General features: G+C 70.5%; 20 protein-coding genes. 11 read left to right on the forward strand and 9 right to left on the reverse strand.

The genetic code is table 11. From position 1 onward, the window contains the following. Positions 1–41: 41 nt before the first annotated feature. The gene (locus B9H04_RS00155) at positions 42–1,970 is read right to left on the reverse strand and encodes an ATP-binding protein (RefSeq protein ID WP_049930608.1); all 1,929 of its coding nucleotides are present in this window, start codon (positions 1,968–1,970) and stop codon (positions 42–44) included. 126 nt (positions 1,971–2,096) lie between these two features. Between B9H04_RS00155 and B9H04_RS00160 the strand changes: the two genes are divergently transcribed. Further along, positions 2,097–2,459, forward strand: coding sequence for a DUF5518 domain-containing protein (locus B9H04_RS00160; RefSeq protein ID WP_049930606.1), 363 nt, complete (start codon positions 2,097–2,099; stop codon positions 2,457–2,459). A gap of 419 nt (positions 2,460–2,878) precedes the next feature. Here the strand turns inward: B9H04_RS00160 and B9H04_RS00165 are convergent, their stop codons facing one another. Further along, positions 2,879–4,570 (reverse strand): tryptophan--tRNA ligase, encoded by a 1,692-nt coding sequence (locus B9H04_RS00165; RefSeq protein WP_085682329.1) that lies wholly within the window; start codon positions 4,568–4,570, stop codon positions 2,879–2,881. Between the two features lie 125 nt (positions 4,571–4,695). After that, the gene (locus B9H04_RS00170; protein WP_049930603.1) at positions 4,696–5,574 is read right to left on the reverse strand and encodes a TOBE domain-containing protein; all 879 of its coding nucleotides are present in this window, start codon (positions 5,572–5,574) and stop codon (positions 4,696–4,698) included. Positions 5,575–5,690: 116 nt separating this feature from the next. Between B9H04_RS00170 and B9H04_RS00175 the strand changes: the two genes are divergently transcribed. From B9H04_RS00175 to B9H04_RS00185, 3 genes are read left to right on the forward strand one after another with little or no spacing between them, the layout of a single operon-like run. Further along, complete coding sequence (locus B9H04_RS00175) at positions 5,691–6,662, forward strand: substrate-binding domain-containing protein (RefSeq protein ID WP_085682330.1); 972 nt, start codon at positions 5,691–5,693, stop codon at positions 6,660–6,662. Between the two features lie 2 nt (positions 6,663–6,664). Beyond that, entirely contained in the window at positions 6,665–7,411 is a 747-nt protein-coding gene (locus B9H04_RS00180) for an ABC transporter permease (protein ID WP_049930601.1), read from the forward strand. A 22-nt stretch (positions 7,412–7,433) separates the two neighbouring features. Next, positions 7,434–8,186: an amino acid ABC transporter ATP-binding protein gene (locus B9H04_RS00185; protein WP_049930600.1), complete on the forward strand. Its 753-nt coding sequence runs from the start codon at positions 7,434–7,436 to the stop codon at positions 8,184–8,186. Positions 8,187–8,587: 401 nt separating this feature from the next. Here B9H04_RS00185 and B9H04_RS00190 read toward each other — a convergent pair whose 3' ends face one another. Beyond that, the gene (locus tag B9H04_RS00190) at positions 8,588–9,139 is read right to left on the reverse strand and encodes an HIT family protein (protein WP_049930598.1); all 552 of its coding nucleotides are present in this window, start codon (positions 9,137–9,139) and stop codon (positions 8,588–8,590) included. Continuing rightward, entirely contained in the window at positions 9,139–10,047 is a 909-nt protein-coding gene (map, locus tag B9H04_RS00195; RefSeq protein ID WP_049930597.1) for a type II methionyl aminopeptidase, read from the reverse strand. Before map ends, B9H04_RS00190 begins: the two co-directional genes overlap by 1 nt. Before the next feature lie 286 nt (positions 10,048–10,333). On the opposite strand from map, the gene B9H04_RS00200 reads away from it, so the two are divergent. Then, positions 10,334–10,645 (forward strand): CGCGG family putative rSAM-modified RiPP protein, encoded by a 312-nt coding sequence (locus tag B9H04_RS00200; RefSeq protein ID WP_049930595.1) that lies wholly within the window; start codon positions 10,334–10,336, stop codon positions 10,643–10,645. 24 nt (positions 10,646–10,669) lie between these two features. On the opposite strand, the gene B9H04_RS00205 is transcribed toward B9H04_RS00200, so the two are convergent. Beyond that, the gene (locus B9H04_RS00205) at positions 10,670–12,745 is read right to left on the reverse strand and encodes a histidine kinase N-terminal 7TM domain-containing protein (RefSeq protein ID WP_085682331.1); all 2,076 of its coding nucleotides are present in this window, start codon (positions 12,743–12,745) and stop codon (positions 10,670–10,672) included. Between the two features lie 74 nt (positions 12,746–12,819). Between B9H04_RS00205 and B9H04_RS00210 the strand changes: the two genes are divergently transcribed. Further along, positions 12,820–13,287, forward strand: coding sequence for a peroxiredoxin (locus B9H04_RS00210; RefSeq protein WP_049930591.1), 468 nt, complete (start codon positions 12,820–12,822; stop codon positions 13,285–13,287). Between the two features lie 31 nt (positions 13,288–13,318). Here B9H04_RS00210 and B9H04_RS00215 read toward each other — a convergent pair whose 3' ends face one another. The 3 genes from B9H04_RS00215 to B9H04_RS00225 all read right to left on the reverse strand — a co-directional run bounded on the left by B9H04_RS00215 (position 13,319) and on the right by B9H04_RS00225 (position 16,761). Then, positions 13,319–14,233 carry a DMT family transporter gene (locus B9H04_RS00215; RefSeq protein WP_049930589.1) on the reverse strand — a complete coding sequence of 305 codons (915 nt, stop codon included), beginning with the start codon at positions 14,231–14,233 and terminating at the stop codon, positions 13,319–13,321. Between the two features lie 132 nt (positions 14,234–14,365). Then, a complete protein-coding gene (gene idsA3, locus B9H04_RS00220) occupies positions 14,366–15,412 on the reverse strand; it encodes a geranylfarnesyl diphosphate synthase (RefSeq protein WP_085682332.1) in 1,047 nt (348 codons plus the stop codon). Further along, positions 15,409–16,761: a ribonuclease J gene (locus B9H04_RS00225; RefSeq protein ID WP_049930694.1), complete on the reverse strand. Its 1,353-nt coding sequence runs from the start codon at positions 16,759–16,761 to the stop codon at positions 15,409–15,411. The genes idsA3 and B9H04_RS00225 overlap by 4 nt, the downstream gene beginning before the upstream one ends. 256 nt (positions 16,762–17,017) lie before the next feature. Between B9H04_RS00225 and B9H04_RS00230 the strand changes: the two genes are divergently transcribed. The 5 genes from B9H04_RS00230 (at position 17,018) to B9H04_RS00250 (ending at position 20,705) form a co-directional block, all read left to right on the forward strand. Then, positions 17,018–17,671, forward strand: coding sequence for a hypothetical protein (locus B9H04_RS00230; protein WP_085682333.1), 654 nt, complete (start codon positions 17,018–17,020; stop codon positions 17,669–17,671). Further along, positions 17,668–18,996: a hypothetical protein gene (locus tag B9H04_RS00235; RefSeq protein WP_049930584.1), complete on the forward strand. Its 1,329-nt coding sequence runs from the start codon at positions 17,668–17,670 to the stop codon at positions 18,994–18,996. The genes B9H04_RS00230 and B9H04_RS00235 overlap by 4 nt, the downstream gene beginning before the upstream one ends. A gap of 101 nt (positions 18,997–19,097) precedes the next feature. Beyond that, the gene (locus B9H04_RS00240) at positions 19,098–19,340 is read left to right on the forward strand and encodes an LSM domain-containing protein (protein WP_049930582.1); all 243 of its coding nucleotides are present in this window, start codon (positions 19,098–19,100) and stop codon (positions 19,338–19,340) included. Continuing rightward, the gene (locus B9H04_RS00245) at positions 19,337–19,513 is read left to right on the forward strand and encodes a 50S ribosomal protein L37e (protein ID WP_006112801.1); all 177 of its coding nucleotides are present in this window, start codon (positions 19,337–19,339) and stop codon (positions 19,511–19,513) included. The genes B9H04_RS00240 and B9H04_RS00245 overlap by 4 nt, the downstream gene beginning before the upstream one ends. A 154-nt stretch (positions 19,514–19,667) precedes the next feature. Further along, the gene (locus tag B9H04_RS00250; RefSeq protein ID WP_049930580.1) at positions 19,668–20,705 is read left to right on the forward strand and encodes an MsnO8 family LLM class oxidoreductase; all 1,038 of its coding nucleotides are present in this window, start codon (positions 19,668–19,670) and stop codon (positions 20,703–20,705) included. Positions 20,706–20,788: the final 83 nt, after the last annotated feature.

Consider the following 20,788-nt stretch of genomic DNA (forward strand, 5'->3'; position numbering starts at 1 on the left):
CAGCGCTCCGGTCTCAGCGCTCTGGCCCCGGCACTCCGGCCTCAGCGCTCCGATCGCTCGGCGAACCGACGCGCGGCGTCGCTCAGGCCGGCGTCGGTCGGCGCCGAAGGCTCCTCGTCCCCGTCGGCCGCGTCGGTGTCCGTGTTCTCCTCGGCCTCGTCGTCTCCGGCGGGCGCCCGGTCACCGACCTCGGCCGGAGCGGCGTCCGGCGGGTAGTCCAGTTCGGCGGACGGGACGAAGACGCGCTCAACGGCGCGAACGATCTCGTCGACCTGCGCCTCGTCGAGGCGGTCGGCGTACGCCTCCCGGACGAGGTCCGGGACCGCGTAGGCGTAGCTGCCCCGACCGGCGTGGCGGATGAGTCCCGCCCGCCGGATCGGGCGGTGACGGCTGTACGCGTGGCCGGAGTCGCCGTCGCCCCCGGCGTCGATGTGGGCCGCGACCGGGTCGCTCGCGCCCTCGCGCCGATAGTGGCGGAGCATCCCGCGCGAGAGCTCCGGGAGGGACTCGATCCGCGAGCGGAGCTCATCGATGACCGCTTCGCGGGTACCGAGCTCGATCGCCTCGTCGAACCGGAGCGCGCTCTCGGCCACGTCGTCGCGGGTGACCGGGTCGACGTCGTCCGGGGGGTTCGGTTCGTCCGCAGAATCGGCGGCCGTCGCGTCGACATCCGCGGCGTCAGCGGTCGCGGCGTCACCGGTCGCGGCGTCGGCGTCGACCTCGGCGCCGCCGTCGGCGGCCGATGGGCCCGGTCCGGGCGCGGCGTCGGTCTCCGCTTCCGGGTCCGCGTCGCTCTCCTCGGTCGCGGCGACCGCCTCGTCGTACGACTTGAGGACGGACTGGCCCTCGTCGCCGTCGTCCGTCCCTCCGAGTCGCTCGTCGCCGGCCGGAGGTCGACCGCCGCCTCGGTACGGGGCCTCCGCCTTACCGAGGAGCGCCTGCGCGAACTGGTCGGCCATGTCGCTCAGGTCGCGGGCCTCCTCCAGCTCGCGTTCGAGGTCGGCGATCCGCCGGTCCTTCTTTTGTAACTCCTGCTTGAGGTCGGCGATCTCGGACTCGCGGCGCTCCTTCTCGTCGGAGATCGACTGGAGCTCGCCGACGAGGTCGCTGGAGACGGACTTCAGTTCGGGGCGCTCGAAGTCGTCGAGCCCGGGGGTCGCGCCCGCGTCGAACGTCTCCTTGCGGTGGAACTGGATCCGGCGGATCGACTCGTCCCAGTCGGTCATCAGGAACGCCTCGCCGTCGCCGAGGTCCTCGACCGCGCTGGCGTACTTCGAGCCGAGGATGCGCCCGACCACCTTCGTGTCGTTGTCCCAGGTGAGCCGGTGCCAGCAGAGCCAGTCGCACTGGGTGATGAAGTCCTTCTTGACGTCGGCCGGGCGCTGGCTGATGCCGACGATGCCGAGCCCGTGCTTCCGGCCGCGCTTCCCCACCTTGATCAGCATCTTCCCCGTCTCGTCCATGCCGCCGCCCTCGGGGATGTACTCGTGGCACTCCTCGATGACGAGCAGGAAGGGCTTCTTCATGCGCTTCTCCTTCGCGAACAGCTGCTTGACGACCTCCAAGAGGAGCTCGTTGGCCGTGTCCTCTTCGAGGTAGCCGGAGACGTCCAAGATGATCGGGACGTTCTGCTCTAAGGCGAGGGTCGCAAGCTTCTCGGCGTGCTCGGGGGAGACGACGATGTCGCACTCGTCGTCGGCGCCGGCGTGAAGAATTTCATATTCTTCTTTTAAACCGTAATATTCACCGTCTGTGTCCACGATCATGACAGGAAATCCGTTAGATAGCAGATTTTCTATCACGACACTTGCGGTGTTGCTCTTCCCGGACCCGCTCTTCCCCGTGATGAAGGACCGGCCGGTGAGCACGTCGACGACCGGGAGTTCGACCGGCGAGCCGGGTTCCGCCGTCGCGTCGCCGCCGATCCCCTCGCTGACGTCCGCGACGTGGATCACCTCCTCCTCGCTCATACCCGTGAGAGGTGGCGCCCGCCTCATAAACTATCGGCTCGCTCGCCGTCCGGTCGTGCCGAGCGCGGGCCGGCCCGGCCGCCGCGCTTCGCAAAACGTATGCCGCCGCCGGGAGTTCGACCGCGCATGGACACAGAGAACACCCTCCTCAACGCGGTCGTCGGCGCTATCGCGTCGACGGTGCTCTCGTTTACCGGCATCTCACCGCTCCTCGGCGGCGCGGTGGCCGGGTACTTAAATGGAGACGACGGCCTCCGGGTCGGCGCGCTCTCCGGCGCGATCGCCGCGATCCCGATCGTCGGACTGCTGTTGCTCGTGCTGGTTTTCCTCCCGTTCTTGGGGTTCTTCGGGTTCCCGCTCGAAGTCGGCCTCGCGGCCGGCGGAGTCGTCTTCGTCGCCGCCCTCATCGTGTTGGGCGGCGTCGCCTACTCCGTGGTTCTGAGCGCGCTCGGCGGACTGCTGGGCGTGTACGTGAAGAACGAGCTGTAAGGCGGTCGCTGTTAGTTATAGAAATCGATTGCGGATCGGCGGCGAACGCCTCCAAAGCCCCAGTCGCTCGGTTATAAACAGCTACCCGTGAATTGGCGGCGAACGCCTCCAAAGCCCCAGTCGCGAGGACTCGCGCGGCTCGCTGTGCTCCTCACTCGGTCGCTCACTCCGTTCGCTCCCTCATTGCGGTGCTTACGTCGCCGTGCTTCGTCCTCGCGACTGCCCCTTTGAGTCCCGCCCAGCACAGCACCTCACGCCTCCCCAGCCTCGTCGCTGGCACCCTCCGCTTCGCTCCGGGAGCCAGCGACTCCCTCGCGCGTGCTGCTCGGCCGCAAGGCGGCCTCGCAGGCACGCGCCACCGCACCGTTCGTTTATAAAACAGCTCGTGAGAGTTGCCCTGCGGCCTCAATAGAGACGCCTCAGTGCTCGCCGCCGGTGCCGCGCCGGTCGGAGTCGAGGTCGATGTCGAGGTCGTCGAGGAGTTCCTCGGCCTCCGCGCGCTTCTCCTGGTGGTCCTCGAGGAACTCGCGCATGAGCTCCGCGGCCTGCTCCTTACAGCCGCCGCAGAGGCGCTCGCCGTTGACGCACTCGGAGTACACCTCCTTGGTGAGTTCGTCGTCGTCGCCCGCGAGCAGGTAGGCGTACAGCTCGTAGACCGGGCACTCGTCGGCCTCGCCGCCCAGCTCGCGCTGCTCCTCGGCGGTGTCGCGGCCCCCAGTCGTCGCCGCCTTCACCTTGTCGTAGCCGTCCTCAGGATCGTCGAGCAGCGAGATGTGGCTCGCCGGGATCGACGAAGACATCTTGCCGCCGGTGAGCCCGGTCATGAACCGGTGGTAGATCGAGGAGGGCTGCCGGAAGCCGAACCCGTCGTGGTCGATCTCGACCTCGCGCGCGCTGGACTCGGCCTCGTCGCGGGTCAGGTCGAACGCGTCGACGTGGCCCTCGAACACGCGTTTTTCCCCTTCCACGGCCTCGATCAGCGCCTCGAACGCCTCGTCGGTGGCGTTGCGGTCGAAGAACCGCACGCGGGGGCGGAGCGGCTCCTTCCCGCCGGCCTCGAGCTTGTCGAGGGCGCTCGCCTTCGCGGCCGCGAGGTCGACGCTCTCGCGGTCGCTCTCCGGCGGCTCGTAGTCGGCGAGCCACTCGGCGGCGTCCTCGCAGCGCACGTCGGTCTCGGCGGCGTCGTCCGCGTCTCCGGCGGCGTCGTTCTCTTCGTCGCGGGCCGCGAGCGCGTCGTAGGCGGCTCGCACGAGCCGGCGCTCGTCGTCGTCGAGCTCGAAGGAGGCGAACGCCTCTGTCACCTTGAAGTAGCGCACGCGGGTCGCGAGGTCGCGGGTGAGCCGGACGTGCGGGTCCTGATCGGGACCGACCGGGATCACCGTGGGCTTCGGCTCGTCGACGAGCTGCGGGTAGAGGATGTCCGCGGTCTGGGTGATCACGCTCTGCATGTGCGAGATGTTCGTCTCCCCGTCGAAGCCGTAGATCGCCTCGGACTCCGAGAAGTTCGCCTTCGAGCCGAGCTCGAAGCCGAGGTCCTGGACCTCGCGGTTGTCGGACTGGCGGTAGATCTCGCCGTCCTCGGCGTCGAAGCCGAGCGCGAGGAGGCTCAGGAGGTAGTTCCGCGCGTGCTCGTCGATCTCGTCCCACGACATCCCGCGCGCGGAATGCGCTTCGAGGTCGGCGATGAGCCCGAACGCCTCGCCGCCCATCTCTTGGTGCCAGATGATCTCGTCGAACACGAGCTTGTGACCGATGTGCGGGTCCCCCGTGGGCATGAACCCGGAGAGCGCCGCGAACGGCTCGTCGTTCGCCATCGCCTCCGCGACCGCGTCGTACTCACGGTGCCCGAAGATGACGCCGCGGCGCATCAGGTAGTGCGGGTCCGGCACGTCGTCGTCGACCTCGTCGAACGCCTCGATGCCGAACTCCGCGAAGAGGTCCGCGTAGTCCCCGACCGACGCCGACCCCCACGGGTCGAGCGCGACGTCCTCGGTCGGCTCGTCCGCGTCGGTCCCGCCGTCGGTCCGGGGGGGCGTCAACGGCCCGCGGTCGGCGTCGGCCTCGCGCCCGTCACCGCCCGGCGTCGTCCCTTCGGGGGTGTCCTCGTCCATACCACCTCTCCCGTCGGTCGACGCAAAAACCGTTCGTTTGCGCGGGAGCGCTTGGCACGGCCCGCCTGTCCGGGACGCCGGTCCGCCCCCCGGTTCAGAACGCTGGTCTACTCCGGTCGGCCGAGTCACTCGACCTGCGCAACGAGTCGCGTCGCGGTCGCCTTCCACCGGAGCGACACCGGGTCGCCGGGCGCGAGGCCGAGCCGGTCGATGCTCTCGGCGGTGATCAGCGCCGCGACCTCGACGGCGGCGTCGTCTGTCCCTCCCCGGTCGACCGGTTCGACGACGATCCGAACCGTCGACACCGTCTCGCCCGAGTCGATGCGCGAGACGCGGCCGGCCAGGCGGTTCCGGGCGCTCGTCGCGTCCGGGTCGACCGCGTTGGCCGCGTCGTTGACGGTGACCGCGTCCGCGCCGATCCGGACTTGAACCGCGTCGCCGACGGCGACCGCGCCGCCGTCGGCCCCGTCGTCTGCGTCTCTGCCGTCGGCCCCGTCGTCTGCGCCTCTGCCGTCGGCCCTGTCGTCTGCGTCTCTGCCGTCGGCCCTGTCGTCTGCGTCTTCGTCGTCCACGGTGCCGCCGTGGAGTCCGGAGAGCTCTCCGACCGGCGTGTCGACGACGGCGAGTTCGCCGTCGACGGCGGCCACGGTCCCGTCGAGGACCGTCTCGGGCACCGACGCGGTCGCCGCGAGGACGGCCTGAAGGCGGTCGTAGCGGTCGAGGAGGTCCCGAGCCGACGCGGCGAGCCGGCTCCCGCCGCCGCCCTCGCCGCCCCGACGGCGCTCAACGAGCGTGCCGTAAGCGTCCTCCAGCGTCTCGATCCGGGTGAGAGCGCGGGCGCGGGAGCGGCCGAGCTCCGAGGCCGCGCCCGCGACCGATCCCGCCGCGTCGACCGCGCGCAACAGGGCCGCGTCGCGGCCGTCGAACTCGACGCCGTCCTCGATCAGCGCGGCCCGTCCGCGCCCCGCGGCCGGGGCGGGACCGGAGTCGGTCGGCTCTCCCATGCTCGGGGGATGCGTCCGGGACGTGTTGGGGGTTTCGACGCGCCCTCGGGCCGCTCCGGGCCGACGTTCCCCACCGTGACGCAACTTATATGTCGTGTCGCCCCGCCGTTGTATCTATGCCGATACAACGACGGAAGTTCGTGGCCGCGGTCGGCGCCGGAGCGATCGTGGGTACGGCCGGCTGTTCGTCGACGAACGATGGCGGCAGCGGCGACGGGACCGGGGGCAACGGCACCGACGGCGGAAACAGCGCTGAGAGCGTCGGCGTCGCCGGCGAGACGCTGACGCTCACGACGACGACGAGCACCTACGACACGGGGCTCCTCGACGCGATCCACCCGGACTTCGAGGAGATGTACGGCGTCACGGTCGACGCCGTCGCGCAGGGGACGGGCGCCGCGCTGGAGACCGCGCGCAACGGCGACTCGGACATCGTGATGGTCCACGCCCGCGGCCTCGAAGACGAGTTCAGGCGCAACGGGTACGGGATCAACCGCCGCGACCTGATGTTCAACGACTTCGTGATCGTCGGCCCCGAGAGCGACCCGGCGGGAATCGGGGGGACGGGCTCAGCGACCGAGGCGCTGACGACCATCGCGGAGGCGGAGGCGACGTTCGTCTCTCGCGGCGACAACTCCGGGACCCACACGAAGGAGCTGAACCTCTGGGACGCGGCGGGCACGGATCCCGGCGGAGACTGGTATCAGGAGACCGGCACCGGGATGGGCGAGGCGCTGAACATCGCAAACCAGCAGGGCGCGTACACGCTCTCGGACCGCGGAACCTACATCTCGCAGCGCTCGGAGATCGACCTGACGATCCTCGTTCAGGGGCCGATCGAGGGCGGGCCGGAGATCCTCGCGAACCCGTACGGCGTCATGGCGGTCAACCCCGGCGTCCACGAGAACGCCAACTACGACCTCGCGATGGCGTACATCGGCTGGATCACCAGTCCCGGCGTCCAGGAGGCCATCGCAGAGTACCAGGTGAACGGCGAACAGCTGTTCTTCCCCGAGGCCGTCTCGGAGGACCCTGACTTCCAACAGTACGTTCCGGAAGGCTGGAGTAGCGACGACTCGGACGCGTAAGCGTGCCGCTCGAACCGGTCGCACAGCTGGCCCCCGCCCTCCTCGACTCGGGCGCGGGCCCCGCGGCGTCCCTGCTCGGCGCCTCGTTCAGGGAGGGGTACGTCGGGAGCATCATCGCGGTCTCGCTGTACGTGAGCCTCACCGCCGTGGCGCTGAGCACGCTCGTCAGCGTGCCGGCGGCCGTCGCGATCGGCCTCGCGGAGTTCCCGGGGAAGGGGTTCGTGAAGTCGGTCGTCAACACCGGGATGGGGTTCCCGAGCGTGGTGGTCGGGCTGGTAGTGCTGTTCGCGGTCTCCAACCAGGGGCCGCTGGGGTCGCTAGAGCTCATCTTCACCCGCGAGGCGATGATCATGTCGCAGTTCGTCCTCGCGACGCCACCGATCACGGCGATCAGCCTCGCGGCCGTGAGCGGCGTCGACGACGGCGTCCGGGACGCTGCTCGCGTCCTCGGCGGGACGCGGATCGACGTGGCGCTGGTCGTGATCAAGGAGGCCAAGTACGGGATCGCGACCGCGGTGCTGGCCGGGTTCGGTCGCGCGGTGAGCGAGGTCGGCTCCGTGCTGATCGTCGGCGGGAACATCACGAGCGCCGACGGCATCTCGAAGACGCGCACGCTCACCACCGCGATCCAGCTCGAAGCGCGGCAGGGGCGGTACGAGACCGCCATGGTGCTCGGCGCGGTGCTGGTCGCGCTCGTGTTGACCGTCAACGCGATCGTGGTCCGCTTCGGCGATCGGGGGGTGGCCTGATGCGGCGGGAGGTGTCCGGCTGATGCTCCGCGCGACGGGCGTGTCGCGGTCGTACGGCGACGAGAGAGTGTTCCGCGACCTCACGATCGACGTCGACGCGGGCGAGGTCGTCGCCGTCATCGGTCCCTCCGGCGTCGGCAAGACCACGCTGCTGCGGACGCTCGCGCTGTCGCTGGAGCCGGACGAGGGGACGGTGACGCTCGACGGGACCGACGCGTGGGCCGTCGACGAGTCGGCGCGGCTCGCGCTGCGCCGCCGCGTCGGGATGGTGTTCCAAGAGGCGAGCCTCTTCGGGGGATCGGTCGCCCGAAACGTCGAGTACGGGCTCCGGGTCCGCCGCTCGTGGAGCGAGCGGATCGCCTCGCTCTTCCGGCTGTCCGGCGCCGCCGACGCGGTCCACGAGTCGCTGGAGGTCGTCGGACTCGCAGACAAGACGGACCAGCCCGCCGACTCGCTCTCCGGCGGCGAGGCCCAGCGGGTGTCGTTCGCCCGCGCGCTGGCGTACGACCCCGACGCCCTCTTGCTCGACGAACCAACCTCCGACCTCGACCCACGGAACACGGCCGTCATCGAGGAGGCGATCGGTGAGGCGAAAGCGCGGGGGATCGGCGTGGTCGTGGCGACCCACGACATGCATCAGGCCGAGCGGGTCGCGGACCGCGTCGCGGTGCTGCTCGACGACGGGATCACGGAGATCGGTCCGACCGAGGAGATCTTCGACGACCCCGCCGACGAGCGCACCCGGAAGTTCATCTCGGGCGAACTGGTGTACTAATTTGCGTCGAGGGGAGGCGGGAGATCGGTCGAATACAGCGATCCGGTCGGGTGATCGACGACGCTGCGGTGAATACCTCCAAAGCCCCAGTCGCGAGGAGACGGTACGCCCGTTGTGCTCCTCGCTCGCTCCGCTCGCTGTGGTGCTTACATCGCCTCCCGCCTTCTCGCGACTGCCCCGTTGAGTCCCACCCCGCACAGCGACCGCACCTCACGGCTCCCCAGCCTCGTCGCTGGCACCCGTCGCTTCGCTCCGGGAGCCAGCAACTCCGGCGAGAATCGAAGATTCTCCGGCAGCCGGCGTTTCGCGCCGGCGACCTCGCGCGGGCGATTCGCGCCATACGGGCGCTCATCGGCACGCGCCGCCACGCCGTTTGTTTATGATTGATCGACACCGCCGAGTTAGACGCCGAAGTCAAGTTCGACCGCCTCGCCCGCCTCGGCGTCTCCCGGATCGACGACCGCGTCGTCGGCCGCGAAGCCCGCGTGGAGGTGGTCGTAGGTGCGGTCTATCGCCTCCACGATCACCTTCGTGGCGCCGGTGACGGGCATGAAGTTCGTGTCGCCGCTCCAGCGCGGGACGACGTGGGTGTGGAGATGGTCGATCGACCCCCCCGCGGCGTCGCCGCCAAGGTTCTGGCCCGTGTTGACGCCGTCGTGGTTCACGTCGCGGCGCAGCGCGGCGAGCGTCGCCGCCTTCAGCTTCGCGTGATCGAGGAGTGTCGCGTCGTCGAGGCCGGTCGGATCCTCGACGTGTGCGTCCGGGATCACCATCGCGTGACCGGGGTTGTACGGCGCGTTGTTCAGGAGGACGTAGTTGCGCTCGCTGCGGGCGACGACGCGCGCCTCGCGGGCGTCCTCGCGCTCGGGCAGGACGCAGAACGGGCAGCCGTCGATCGGGTCGGCGTCGCGCTCGACCCATTCGATCCGCCACGGCGCGAAGATCCGGTCCATCAGTCGTCGAAGCCGTGGATGCCCGCGGTCGTCACCTCGACGCCGTCCTCGGTGACGAGCAGCGTGTGCTCCGCCTGACTCACGAGGGCGTCGTCGTCCTCCTTCAAGACGGGGTACCCCTTGATCGCGTTCGCCTGCTTCAGGCGACGAAGCGCCATCCCCGCCCGGTCCGTCTCCAGCCAGCGCGCCGCGAACGGGAGGTCGTCGAACGCCTCGATCTCTTCGAGCGCCTGCCGCGCCCGCCGGTCGCGCACGCTCGCGGAGCCCTGCTGCTCGAAGATCTGTTCGTCGGTCCCCTCGCCGACCTTTCCGCGGCCGTCGGTGGCGAACGGCTCGATGGCGACCGCCTGCCCCGGCTCCAGCTCGACCGACCGGTCGACGCCGCGGTTCGGTACCGTGGGCCCGGTGTGGGCGTCGTAGCGCTGGACGCCGTGCCCGGAGAGGTTGAGGACGGGCGTGTAGCCGTAGCCGCGGATCACGTCTTCGATCGCCTGCCCGACGACGCCGACCTCGACGCCCGGCCCGGCCTCGTCGAGCGCGGCCTCCAGCGCCATCTCGGCGGCCTCGACGAGTTCGGGCGTCCCGCTGTGGTCGACCGTCACCGCGGCGTCGGCGATGTAGCCGTCGACGTGGACGCCGACGTCGAGACACACCATCTCCTCGCCGAACTCGGTCTCGTCGTCCCGACCCGGCGTCGCGTGCGACGCCTCGGGGTCGACGCTGATGTTGACCGGGAACGCGAGGCCGGCCCCCTGCTCGCGGACGAAGTCCTCCGTCCACTCGGCAACTTCGAGGTGGGTCCGGCCCGGCTCGACCATCTCGCGGGCCTCGTTCATCGCCTCGACCAGCACCGCGCCGGCCTCGCGGTAGCTTTCGACCGCGTCCTCGTCCAGAGGTCCGTGACTCATGGCTCCGGCTTCGGCGAGGGCGCGCAAAGAGGTTGCGGAGGGCGGTCGACTACGCCCCGTTCGTGACCTCGACGTACCACGCGTCGCCGGTCGGGGTCGTCGTCTATCTCGCGAGCGTCCAAGGGCTCGTCCGCGTCGCTGAACGGGTCGCGACTCATGAGTCTGTCGTCGGGTCCCGCGGGAGTGTCTCCTGTCCCCAAGACGTTCGCGCGCCGGTCGTCGGTCGACGCTCCGCGCGAACATGTTCGCTCGAAGACGTAGGGGAACTGAGGGCGTCGGATCGGACATGTCGAGTACACCCTCAGACCACGATCACGACGCGGACCCGGTGACCGACCACGTCCACGAGAATTCGTGGTCCGCGAACCTCGAAGGCCCCGAACACGCGGACGACCGGGATCTGCTCGTCCGACAGGCGATCGAAGCGGTCGAGCACACGGCCGCGGGCAACCACGTCAACCTCGTCACCCACGGCGACCACGGCCACCCGGAGACGTACCTCGTCGACGCGCTCGAATCGGAGCTCGGCGGCGACCTCGACTGGGAGTACATCGAGCAGTGCGGCTGCGGGGGTCACGTCGTCCGCGTCCGCGTCTGAGCCGACACCGGAAGGTCGGCGGATCTACTCGCACTCTTCGGCCGCTCGCGGGAGCCACATCCGGACTACCGTGCCGGTCGGCTCACGGGTGTCGATCTCGAGGTCGCCGCCGGACTCCGTGACGATCCAGTGGACGAGCCAGAGGCCGAGCCCGCTCGCGTGTTCGAGCGCCGTCTCCCGCGCCTCCGAGAACACCGTCCGCTCGACCGGCGGGATGCCGGGGCCGTCGTCGGCCACGTCGAGCCGGCACCGGTCGCCGTCGGCGACGACCGTGGCCTCGACGTGCGGATCATCGTCGTCGTTGTGGACGACAGCGTTCTCCAGCACGTGCCGGACCGCGGACTCCAGCAGTTCGTCCGCGGCGACGACGGCGGAGTCGGGCACCGTCACCGTCACCGTCGCCCGCGGGAACGACGAGCCCAGCGACTCGCAGAGGCGGTCGACGAGTTCGGCGAGGTCGATCTCGGTCTTGTCGGCGTCGCTGTGCAGCGCGACATCGATCTCGCGCGCCTGATCGCTGAGGTGCGTCAGTGTCTGTACCTTCCGGTCGATGACGTCGAGGTACGGGTCGCCCTCCTCGTCGACGTGGTCGCGGAGCAGGTCGGCGTACCCGCCGATGACGTTGGTGTCGTTCTTCAGGTCGTGGCGCAGCACGCGGTTCAGAACCTGGAGCCGCTGTTCGTACCGCCGAGCCTCCGTCACGTCGGTTGCGGTGATGACGACCTCGCGCGCGTCCTCGAACAGCCGCTCGATCACCGTCTCGAACCGGCGCCAACTGCCGTCGCCCCGGGCGATCCGGTGCGTGATCGACTGGGGTTCGGCGCCCTCGAAGGCGCGCTCGAACGCCTGCTGCGCCTCGCGTCGGTCCTCCGGGTGGACCAGGTCGATCACAGGACGCCCCTCGATCGCCGCGGGAGCGTGACCGAGCAGGCGCTCAATCGAGGGGCTCACGTACCTGATCAGGCCGTCCTCGCCGCAGACCGCGATCACGTTCGGCGACTTCTCGATGAGGGCGCGGTAGCGTCGCTGGAGCGTTTCCCGCTCGGTGACGTCGCGGAACAGCAGGACCGTCCCGCCGCGGGTCGTCCCCGGGCCGGTGATGTCGTGGACGTCAACCGTCAGGAACCGCGGCGCGGCGTCGTCGCCGCCGACGGTCACGCGGAACTCGTCGTCGGACGACGCTTCCCCCTCGTCGGACCCCGCCTCCGTCACCGCGTCGACGACCGGCGGGGCGTCGGCGAACGCCTCGTCGGCGCGGGCGCCGAGTTCGGCGTCGGGAAACAGCGCCTGAGCCGGGTCGTTGCGATCGATCACCCGGCCGTCGGCGTCGCAGACGACCACGCCGTCGGAGAGATTCGCGAACACCGCGTCGCGGGCGATCGGCGACACGTCGAGCAGCCGGTACCGGAACACGACCCACGCCAGCAGCGCCGAGGTCCCGCTGAAGGCGATCGGCGTGAAGTCGACCACGCCGTCCGCCGGACCGACGAGCCCGAAGATGCCGGCCGCGCCGAGCGCCGGCGGCGCGACGCCGGCGGCGAAGAGGAGGGCGGCCTGCCGGCGGAACACGCCGTCACGGGAGACCGCGGCGTAGCCGAGCACGCCGAAGGAGAACAGGTTGACCGCGTAGGTGTACCCGACGAATCCGAGCAGGGCGGGCGTCGGCGCGTAGCCGAGGAGGCGGTACCCGCCGGCGTCGACGAGCGAGGGGTCGGCGTAGAACAGCGGGTCGGCGCCGACCGTCAAGACGGCAACGGCGGTCGCGGCTGGGACGACCCAGAAGAGCGCGAACCGGCGGGGACCGAGCCACTCGGTCCGGTCGACGTACGAGAGGACGAAGGCGGGCCACGCGACCGCCAGCCCCGCGGTCCCGAGCCAGACGAGGCGGTTGAAAAGCAGCGTGGGACCGAGCGCGGTCGCCGACAGCTGCGCCGCGTACGCCAGCGACCAGACGCCGGCGCTGCCGGCGACGCCGACGAAACTCCACAGGAGCGCCCGGCCGCCGCGAGAACGGTTCGCGGCCGCGTACGCGGCGAATCCGAACGACGCGACGGCCGCGACGAGCAGCGGAACCGTGTACGGCGTCGGTTGCCACGCCATCGATACCGGTAGGATGCGAGTAGTCGGTAAAAAGGGACCGAATCCTCTAACCAGTTCGAGCGGCGTCGATCCGTATGCTCGAACCCGGCGACGACGCGCCCGCGATCACGCTCACCGACCACCGCGGCGAGACGGCCACCGTCGACCCGACCGCGGCCGGCCACACGGTGGTGTACTTCTACCCGCGCGCCGACACTCCCGGCTGTACCGCCGAGGCGTGCGGCTTCCGCGACGAGTGGGACGCGTTCGAGGACGCCGACATCGCCGTCGTCGGGATCAGCGACGACCCGGTCGAGGACCTCGAACCCTTCGCCGAGGAGTACGACCTCCCCTTCACGCTCCTCTCGGACCCGGACGGCGCGGTGTCGAGCGCGTACGACTCCTACGGCGAGAAGTCGATGTTCGGGAACACCTTCGACGGCGTGTTCCGGAACACGTACGTCATCGACGACGAGGGAACCGTCGTCTTGGCGTACGAGGGGGTCTCCCCCGAGGACCACGCCGTCGAGATACTCGACGACATCCGCGCGCTCGACGGCTGATCGGGGCGGTCGACGCCGTCGAGGGCGACCGCTATCCCGACGGGCTGATCCCGGCGACCGCGTCGGCGATCTCGCGGCGCTTCAGCAGGCCGAAGCCGAGGACGATGACCGCGAAGCCGGCGACGGTGAACGCCGTTACCGGCTCGGCGAGCAGCAGGGCGCCCGCGACGGTGGCGACGACCGGCACGACGTACGAGACGAGGTTGATCTCGAAGGGGCCGAGCCGGTCGAGCAGCGTGAAGTAGATGGTGTACGCCACCGCCGACGAGCAGAGCCCGAGGAACGCCAGCGCGAGGAGCGCGCGCGGCGCCGCGGCGGGGAGGCGCTGGCTCTCGCCGATCCCGAGGCTCAGTGCGTGGATGGCCAGCGCGCCGAACCCCATCGCCCACCCGGTGAGCGCGACGCTGGAGAACGACGTCTCGACGGTCCGGAGCCCGACGCTGCCGACCGCGACGGCGACGACGCCGATCGCGATCAGCCCGACGCCGACCGCGACGCCCCCGCCGAGGCTCGCGGGGTCCGGCTGTGCGACGAGGCCGACGCCGAGGAACGCGAGGACGACCCCGACCGCGCCGCGCGCGTCGAGGTCCGCCCCGCCGATCCACAGGGCGGCGACCGCCGCGGTCGCGATGGGGACGAGGCTGTAGGTGATCGAGGCGATGCCGCTCGTGGTGTACTGCTGGCCGACGAACAGCAGCGCGTTGTTCGCGGCCACGGAGAGTCCGCCGCTGAACCCGATCGCGGCGAGGTCGCCGCGCGTCCGCGGAAACGGACCGTCCTGCGTGACGAACACGTACGACAGCAGCGCCAGCGCGGCCACGTCGAACCGGTAGGCGGCGTACAACACCGGCGGATAGTAGTCGAGGCCGACCTCGATGGCGACGAACGATCCGCCCCACAGCAGGGCGAGGGTGAAGAACAGGAGGGCGTCTCGATACCGTGACACGGTCGACCGAACGCGGGCCGCGGGTAAAGCGGTGTCCGTCGCGGCCCGGACCGCCGGTGCCGGCTCGTCCGGCCGTGACGCCGTGTCTGGAAGTCCCGACCCGTCCGGCGGGTCCGTCGCGCCGCGGCCCGCTCAGTAGCCGCGGACGATGAGGTAGTCCGCGGGGTCTTCGAGCAGGCTCCGAGAGCCGCTCTCGGGGAGCACTCCGAGGTGGTCCTTCGACCGCGCGGTGAGGTCCTCGGCGGTCTCGCGGGCGTACTCGATCGAGCCGACCTCTTCGAGGGCCGCGACCGCGTCGTCGATGGCCGCCTCGGTCACCGCCGCGGGCGTGTCGGCGTCAACGAGCCCGTCGACGTCGACTCCCTGTTGTCGGGCGTGGAGCGTGATGAGCGTCTCCTTCCCCTCCACGAGGTCGGAGCCGCGCTGCTTCCCGAGCTCCTCCGAGGGGACGGTGAGGTCGAGCACGTCGTCTTGGATCTGGAACGCGCGTCCGGAGTCGATCCCGTACTGATACAGGGCGTCGACGACCGCCTCGTCGGCGCCGAGTAGGAGGGCGGGCGTCGCGGCCGAGGCGCCGTACAGCACCGCGGTCTTCAGCTCGACCATGTCCAAGTACTCGTCGGGGAGGATGTCGTCGCGGCTCTCGAAGGCGACGTCGAGGGCCTGCCCCTCGCAGATCTCGGTACAGGTCGACGCGAGCATCCGCATCGCTTCGAGCCCGTGTTGCGGGTCCGCGCCCGTCTCGGTCATGAACTCGAACGCTTTCGAGTAGAGGGTGTCGCCCGCGAGGATCGCCGTCGAGACGTCGTACGCCTCGTGGACTGCCGGGACGCCCCGCCGGAGGTCGTCCTCGTCCATGATGTCGTCGTGGATCAGCGTGAACGACTGGATCACCTCGATGGCGACCGCGGCCCGCATCACGTCGACCTCGTCGCCGTCGAGCGACGGGAACGCGCGGAAGTCGGCGCCCATCGGCTCGGTGCCGGTGACCGCCTCAGCGGCCAGGGTCGTCACCGTCGGGCGGAGCCGCTTGCCGCCGGCCTCGAGGATGTATCGGGTGGCCTCGTACAGTCGCTCAGGCTCCTGGACCGGCAGCTCCTCGTCGATAGCGGCGTTGACGAGCTCACGCCGCTCGCGGATGGCGTCGAGCACCCGCGCCTCCTTCGTCTCGCTCGTCATTCGACGAGCTGGATCGTGGACCCGTTCTGCGTGACGTGGACGTCGCGTCCGAGCTTGTACCCCTGCGTCTTCGCGAGGTCGACGTACGGCGAGCGACCCTTGAGCGTCTGGTGGCCGGGAATGAGATGCTGCGGCTGGAGCGCCTGTAGCATCTCGTAGTGGCCCTCCTCGCGGAGGTGGCCGGAGACGTGGATGTCGTCGTAGAGGCGGGCGCCCTGCATCCGGAGCAGCTGTTCGGACTGGTAGCGCTGCCCCTCGTTGGTGGGTTCCGGGATGACGCTCGCGCTGAAGACGACCTTGTCGCCGTCGTCGATCTCGTAGGGGGTCTCGCCGCGGCCCATGCGGGTGAGCATCGCGCGCGGCTCGCCTTGGTGGCCCGTCACGATGGGGAGGAAATTGCCCTTCCCCTCCTTCATGATCCGCTTGAACGCGCGGTCGACCGACTTCCGGTGACCGTACATGCCGACGTCGCCCTGGAAGTCGACGAAGTCGAGCCGCTCGGCCGTACCGGAGTACTTCTCCATCGAGCGCCCGAGCAGGACCGGCTGGCGGCCGATCTCGCGGGCGTACTCGACGAGGGTCTTCACGCGGGCGATGTGCGAGGAGAACGTGGTGGCGATGATGCCGCCCGTGTAGTCCTCCATCGATTTCAGCGTGTCCTCGACGTGTTTCTTCGCGTACGACTCGGAGGGGGTCCGGCCCTTGCTCCCGGCGTTCGTACAGTCCTCGATGTACGCGAGGACGCCCTCGTCCTGCCGGCCGATCTCGCGGAACCGGTCCATGTCGACCGGGTCGCCGATGACGGGGTCGTGGTCCAGGCGCTTGTCGAGGCCGTAGACCACCGCGCCCTCGGGCGTGTGGAGGACCGGGTTGATCGCGTCGATGATCGAGTGGGTGACGTTGACGAACTCTAGTTCGACCTGCTCGGAGTCGCCGATCGCCATCGACGCGCCGGGCTTCATCTTCACGAGGTCGTTGTCCACCTGGAACTTGCCCTCGTCTTCGATCTGCTGGCGCACCAGTTCGATCGTGTACGGCGCGGAGACGATCGGCGCGTCGTAGCGGTGGGCGAGCTTCGGGATCCCCGCGATGTGGTCGAGGTGCCCGTGGGTGGGGACGATCGCCTTGACGTCGCCTTCGAGTTCGCTCATCACCCGATCGTCCGGGATAGCGCCCATGTCGATCAGGTCGAGGCTGTGCATGCTCTCGGTCTCCACGTTGTCGTGGATGAGGACCTTACTGAGATTCAGGCCCATGTCGAAGATGACGATGTCCTCGCCCGCCCGGACCGCCGTCATCTGTCGACCGACCTCTTCGTAACCGCCGAGTGTCGCAATTTCGATTTCCATGGTGTTGTCGTGTTTGACGCCGTGGTCGGCGCCGGTCACTGAAACCCCGCAAGGAGCCGTCGGCGCTACGTCCTACCGCGCGTCGTTGAAGGCCCCGCTACGGCCGAGTCACCGCGACTCACCGTGTCCCGCGGGAGTGTGGTACATCGGCGTACTCCCGCGCACGTTAAAAACTCCCGGGTTCGGCCCCGCGGCGGGGATTCGCGCCCGAACTGGCCCCACAAAGGGTTTCACGCTCTCGATCGAACCCCCGGCGATGGCAGACGTACCCCGCCGCCGAGCCCTCCTCGCGGCCGCGTCAGGGATCGCCGCGCTGGCCGGCTGCGCCGGTGGCGACTCCGCGTCGAACAGCTACCCCGTCCGGGGCGATCAACCGATAGACGGGTACGAACTCGAACGAGCGCGCGACGAGAGCGGCGAGCCGATCCTCACCGGCGGTGAAGAGACGCCGTCGAGCGAAACCGACGAGCGCGGGCGACGGCGGCCTCGCGCCCGGCGCGTATTGGTCTCTGGCGACGGCCTCGACGCACTCGACTTCGCCGAGACCGCGGCCGCCGACCGCCTGCGGTCGTTCCTCGACGGGACGGACTTCGAGTCGGCGTCGGCCTACCTTCGCGCGATGCCGGTGACGGCCTGTCGCGATGTCCGGCTCCGGTCTGTCGCCGTCGAGCCGTCGGAGCTCGCCGACGGCGACCTCCACCCCCGAGCCGACTTCTGCCGGGCGTACCGCCCGGCCGACGTCGAGTGCGATCCGGAGGCCGTCCACACCGTCGGCTTCGCGATCCGACTCCCCGTGGCGGCGGAGCGGTCGAGCGGGAGCGGAATGGGGATGCGTGGCTCCTGTCGACAGGGAAATCCGCCTGCCGTGTTCAACTCCTCGGCACCCGGCGCGGGAGGTGATGGCGAGTGAGCCGCGAGTCGACGGGTCGCGGGTCCGGTTCGCACGGCGGCTCAAGCTCTCGCCGCCGGTTCCTCGCAGGGGTCGGAGCGGCGGTCGGGACGGCTGCGGTCGCCGGCTGCTCCGGACTCCCGTTCGGCGGCGGCGAGGAGCGCCGCGGCTCGCCCGTATCGCTCCCGTCCGGCGCCGTGGGGACCGTCGACTGGCCGGCGTCGCCGTTTCCGGCGACCGTACCGGAGTCGCTCGCGGACGCCCACGAGGCGCGGGCCCGGAGCCTACTCGACGACGTGCCGGCCGAGCCGGGGATAGCCAACGCTGCGGTGGCGACGGAGATCGGTTCCGACCGCGAGCGGGCGCTGGAGCGGGCGGACGCCGGAGTGACAGCCGAGTGGCCGGTGGACGTCCTCTCGGCGTGGCGTCGTCGTCGGGAGGACGCCGCGGCGGTGCGCGGCGCGTACCGCGCGGCCACCGGCGTCGACGACGGCGCGGACCTGGCCGCTCGGCGGAGCGCGGTCCGGGACGCTCGGGGCGCGCTCGCCGCCGAGGTGGAGTACCGAGCCGAGTCGCCGGTCGCGGCGGCGCTGGCGTACGAGCCGGTCGAATCGCTGCTCGCGGAGTGCGAGCGGCACGTCCGGCCGGAGCTGACGTACCCCGCCGACCCGGTCGCCGAGCCGTTCCGAGCCGGTGAGGCGACGGCTCGGGTCGAGCGCGCGCGGGCGACCGCGGACGACGCCGAGAGCCTCCGGAACGCGCACCTCGACGGGCGCGACGGACTGGTCCCGCGGTGGGCGTCGCTGGTCGCGGCCGCCGACGAGCTGCGGGGCTCCGTGAGTCGGACACGCTCGACCGTGCGGGAGCGCGCCGGCGGCGACGACCCGCTCGGCGGCGAGGACCTGAGCGGGACGGTCGCACAGGAGCTTGTGGCCACGGGCGAGCTCCGGACCGACTCGGCCGTCGAGGACGTCGAGCGGGCGGTCGACGCCGGCGACTGCGCCACGGCCGTCGTCGAGTCCGGCGTTGCGTTGGCCGAGCTCGACGCGTTTCGGGCGGCCGTCGGCGAGATCCGCGACGGCGAACACCGGGAGGCCCCCTCGGAGTCGTCCGTGCGGTCGGCCGCGGAGCGGGCGCGGACGGCGGTCGGCGAGGCCGTCGCCGGCGACGATCCGCTGGCGACGCGGCTCGTCCGCCCCGGGCTGGACAGCTTCGAGTACGTCGCCGACCGCGTCGAGGAGGGGTACAGCTCGGCCCGGCGGACGCAGGCGACCCTTGAGTACGTCGCCCTGTACGCCGCGGCGGTCCCGGCGGCGAGCGAGTTCGTCCGCGAGCGGCTGGACTGACGGACTGCGGCGGGCGCGAGCGCGAAGTTCGTGTCAAACCGACCGGCCTCGGGGGCTCCGTCCCGGTATTTTTATTACCGCGACGGGCGGTGGTACGGACAATGAGTGGACGACCCCTCGACGTGCTCGAAGCGTCGCTCGAGGAGCCCGTGACGGTACACCTGAAGGACGGCACGACGTACTACGGCGTCCTCGGCGGCTACGACCAGCACATGAACGTCGTCATCGAGCCGGAGGCTGACGTGGACGGCCGCGTCGACGAAGACCTCGACGGCGAGTTCGCGGTCGCGATCGAAGACACAACGATTATACGCGGCGATAACGTCGTCACAATCAAAGCATGACCGGCGCAGGTACGCCCTCCCAAGGGAAAAAGAACAAGACGGTTCACGTGAAGTGTCGACGCTGCGGCGAGAAGTCCTACCACGTCAAGAAGGAGCGCTGCTCCTCGTGCGGCTTCGGCGAGTCCGCCTCCCGGCGCGACTACGCCTGGCAGTCGAAGACCGGCGACAACTGAACTGCGGTTCTTCTCTTCGCTTCGTCTTCACCGTCGACTAGCCGCGGCGTTTCGCTCGGCTGGTCCTCCCGGCCCCGCGGTCGGCGCGGTTTCGATCCCCCGACCGCTCCGCCGCCGAGCCAACCGTTAACCGGATCAGTCGCCGAACGCGGGTATGGACCTTTCAGTCGTCGACCTCTCGCCGGTCCCCCGGGGCGGCACCGCGGCGGACGCGTTCGCGAACACGGTCGACGCCGCGCGCCACGCCGAGCGACTGGGCTACGAGCGGTTCTGGGTCGCCGAACACCACGGGATGGGCGACCGCCTCGCCGGCACCACGCCAGAGGTGCTGCTCGGTCGGGTCGCGGGCGCGACCGACTCGATCCGGATCGGAAGCGGGGCCGTCCTCTTGAACCACTACAGCCCGTTCAAGGTGGCCGAGTCGTTCGGCGTCCTCGACGGGCTGGCGCCCGGCCGCGTCGACCTCGGGATGGGCCGCGCGAACGGCTCGCCCGCCTCCGACCGCGCGCTCGGCACCGACCGCCGCGTCGAGAACCCGAACGAGGACCACCGCGAGCGGATCACCGCGGTGGTGAACCACCTCCGCGACGCCTATCCGGACGAACACCCGTACGCCGACCTGTCGGTGCCCGGGTCGGCCGAGGGGCCGGCCGTCCCGTGGGTGCTGGGGTCGAGTCCGGCGAGCGGGGAGATCGCCGGCGAGCTGGGCCTGCGCTACTGCTTCGCCGGCTTCATCCGGCCCGGGTTCGCCGAGCGCGCGTTCGCGGCGTACCGCGAGGCGTTCGACCCCGACGCCGGCCCCGGCGGCCTCGACGAGCCGCAAGGGATGGTCGCGGTCAACGCGGTGGCGGCCGAGACGGACGCGGCCGCGGCCCGTCGGCGCGCGCCCGCAGAGGCGACGTTCCGGCGTATGAAACGCAGTGAGCTCGGCGACGAGACGCCGACCGAGGAGGAGGCGATCGACGAGCTAGGCGGCGCGCCGGACCCGACGCCGGCGACGCTGGACGACGACGAGTGGCCGCGGTCGATCTCCGGGAGCCCGGAGACGATGTCGGGCCTGCTGGAGCAGTTGGCCGACCGCGTCGGCGTCGACGAGGTGATGATCCAGCACACGGTGCCGGACCGCGAGGCCGCGCTCGATTCGCACGCGCTCCTCGCCGAAGCGATGGACCTAGATCCACGCGCCGACTGACGCGCAGACGCCTGGCGAGCGGACGACTGACGCCCCGACGGCGAGCCGTAGCGACCGTGGCGACGACCGACCGTCGAAGTGAC

This window comes from Halorubrum ezzemoulense DSM 17463 (genome assembly GCF_002114285.1).
Taxonomy (GTDB): domain Archaea; phylum Halobacteriota; class Halobacteria; order Halobacteriales; family Haloferacaceae; genus Halorubrum; species Halorubrum ezzemoulense.

What these genes read in the sequence shown, in the direction of transcription:
- B9H04_RS00185 (WP_049930600.1), top strand. Translation starts at nt 7,434, where the DNA reads ATGCTCCGCGCGACGGGCGTGTCGCGGTCGTACGGCGACGAGAGAGTG.
- B9H04_RS00205 (WP_085682331.1), bottom strand. Translation starts at nt 12,745, where the DNA reads ATGGCGTGGCAACCGACGCCGTACACGGTTCCGCTGCTCGTCGCGGCC.
- B9H04_RS00155 (WP_049930608.1), bottom strand. Translation starts at nt 1,970, where the DNA reads ATGAGCGAGGAGGAGGTGATCCACGTCGCGGACGTCAGCGAGGGGATC.
- B9H04_RS00240 (WP_049930582.1), top strand. Translation starts at nt 19,098, where the DNA reads ATGAGTGGACGACCCCTCGACGTGCTCGAAGCGTCGCTCGAGGAGCCC.
- B9H04_RS00245 (WP_006112801.1), top strand. Translation starts at nt 19,337, where the DNA reads ATGACCGGCGCAGGTACGCCCTCCCAAGGGAAAAAGAACAAGACGGTT.
- idsA3 (WP_085682332.1), bottom strand. Translation starts at nt 15,412, where the DNA reads ATGACGAGCGAGACGAAGGAGGCGCGGGTGCTCGACGCCATCCGCGAG.
- B9H04_RS00165 (WP_085682329.1), bottom strand. Translation starts at nt 4,570, where the DNA reads ATGGACGAGGACACCCCCGAAGGGACGACGCCGGGCGGTGACGGGCGC.
- B9H04_RS00160 (WP_049930606.1), top strand. Translation starts at nt 2,097, where the DNA reads ATGGACACAGAGAACACCCTCCTCAACGCGGTCGTCGGCGCTATCGCG.
- B9H04_RS00190 (WP_049930598.1), bottom strand. Translation starts at nt 9,139, where the DNA reads ATGGACCGGATCTTCGCGCCGTGGCGGATCGAATGGGTCGAGCGCGAC.
- B9H04_RS00250 (WP_049930580.1), top strand. Translation starts at nt 19,668, where the DNA reads ATGGACCTTTCAGTCGTCGACCTCTCGCCGGTCCCCCGGGGCGGCACC.
- B9H04_RS00210 (WP_049930591.1), top strand. Translation starts at nt 12,820, where the DNA reads ATGCTCGAACCCGGCGACGACGCGCCCGCGATCACGCTCACCGACCAC.
- map (WP_049930597.1), bottom strand. Translation starts at nt 10,047, where the DNA reads ATGAGTCACGGACCTCTGGACGAGGACGCGGTCGAAAGCTACCGCGAG.
- B9H04_RS00225 (WP_049930694.1), bottom strand. Translation starts at nt 16,761, where the DNA reads ATGGAAATCGAAATTGCGACACTCGGCGGTTACGAAGAGGTCGGTCGA.
- B9H04_RS00170 (WP_049930603.1), bottom strand. Translation starts at nt 5,574, where the DNA reads ATGGGAGAGCCGACCGACTCCGGTCCCGCCCCGGCCGCGGGGCGCGGA.
- B9H04_RS00200 (WP_049930595.1), top strand. Translation starts at nt 10,334, where the DNA reads ATGTCGAGTACACCCTCAGACCACGATCACGACGCGGACCCGGTGACC.
- B9H04_RS00230 (WP_085682333.1), top strand. Translation starts at nt 17,018, where the DNA reads ATGGCAGACGTACCCCGCCGCCGAGCCCTCCTCGCGGCCGCGTCAGGG.
- B9H04_RS00175 (WP_085682330.1), top strand. Translation starts at nt 5,691, where the DNA reads ATGCCGATACAACGACGGAAGTTCGTGGCCGCGGTCGGCGCCGGAGCG.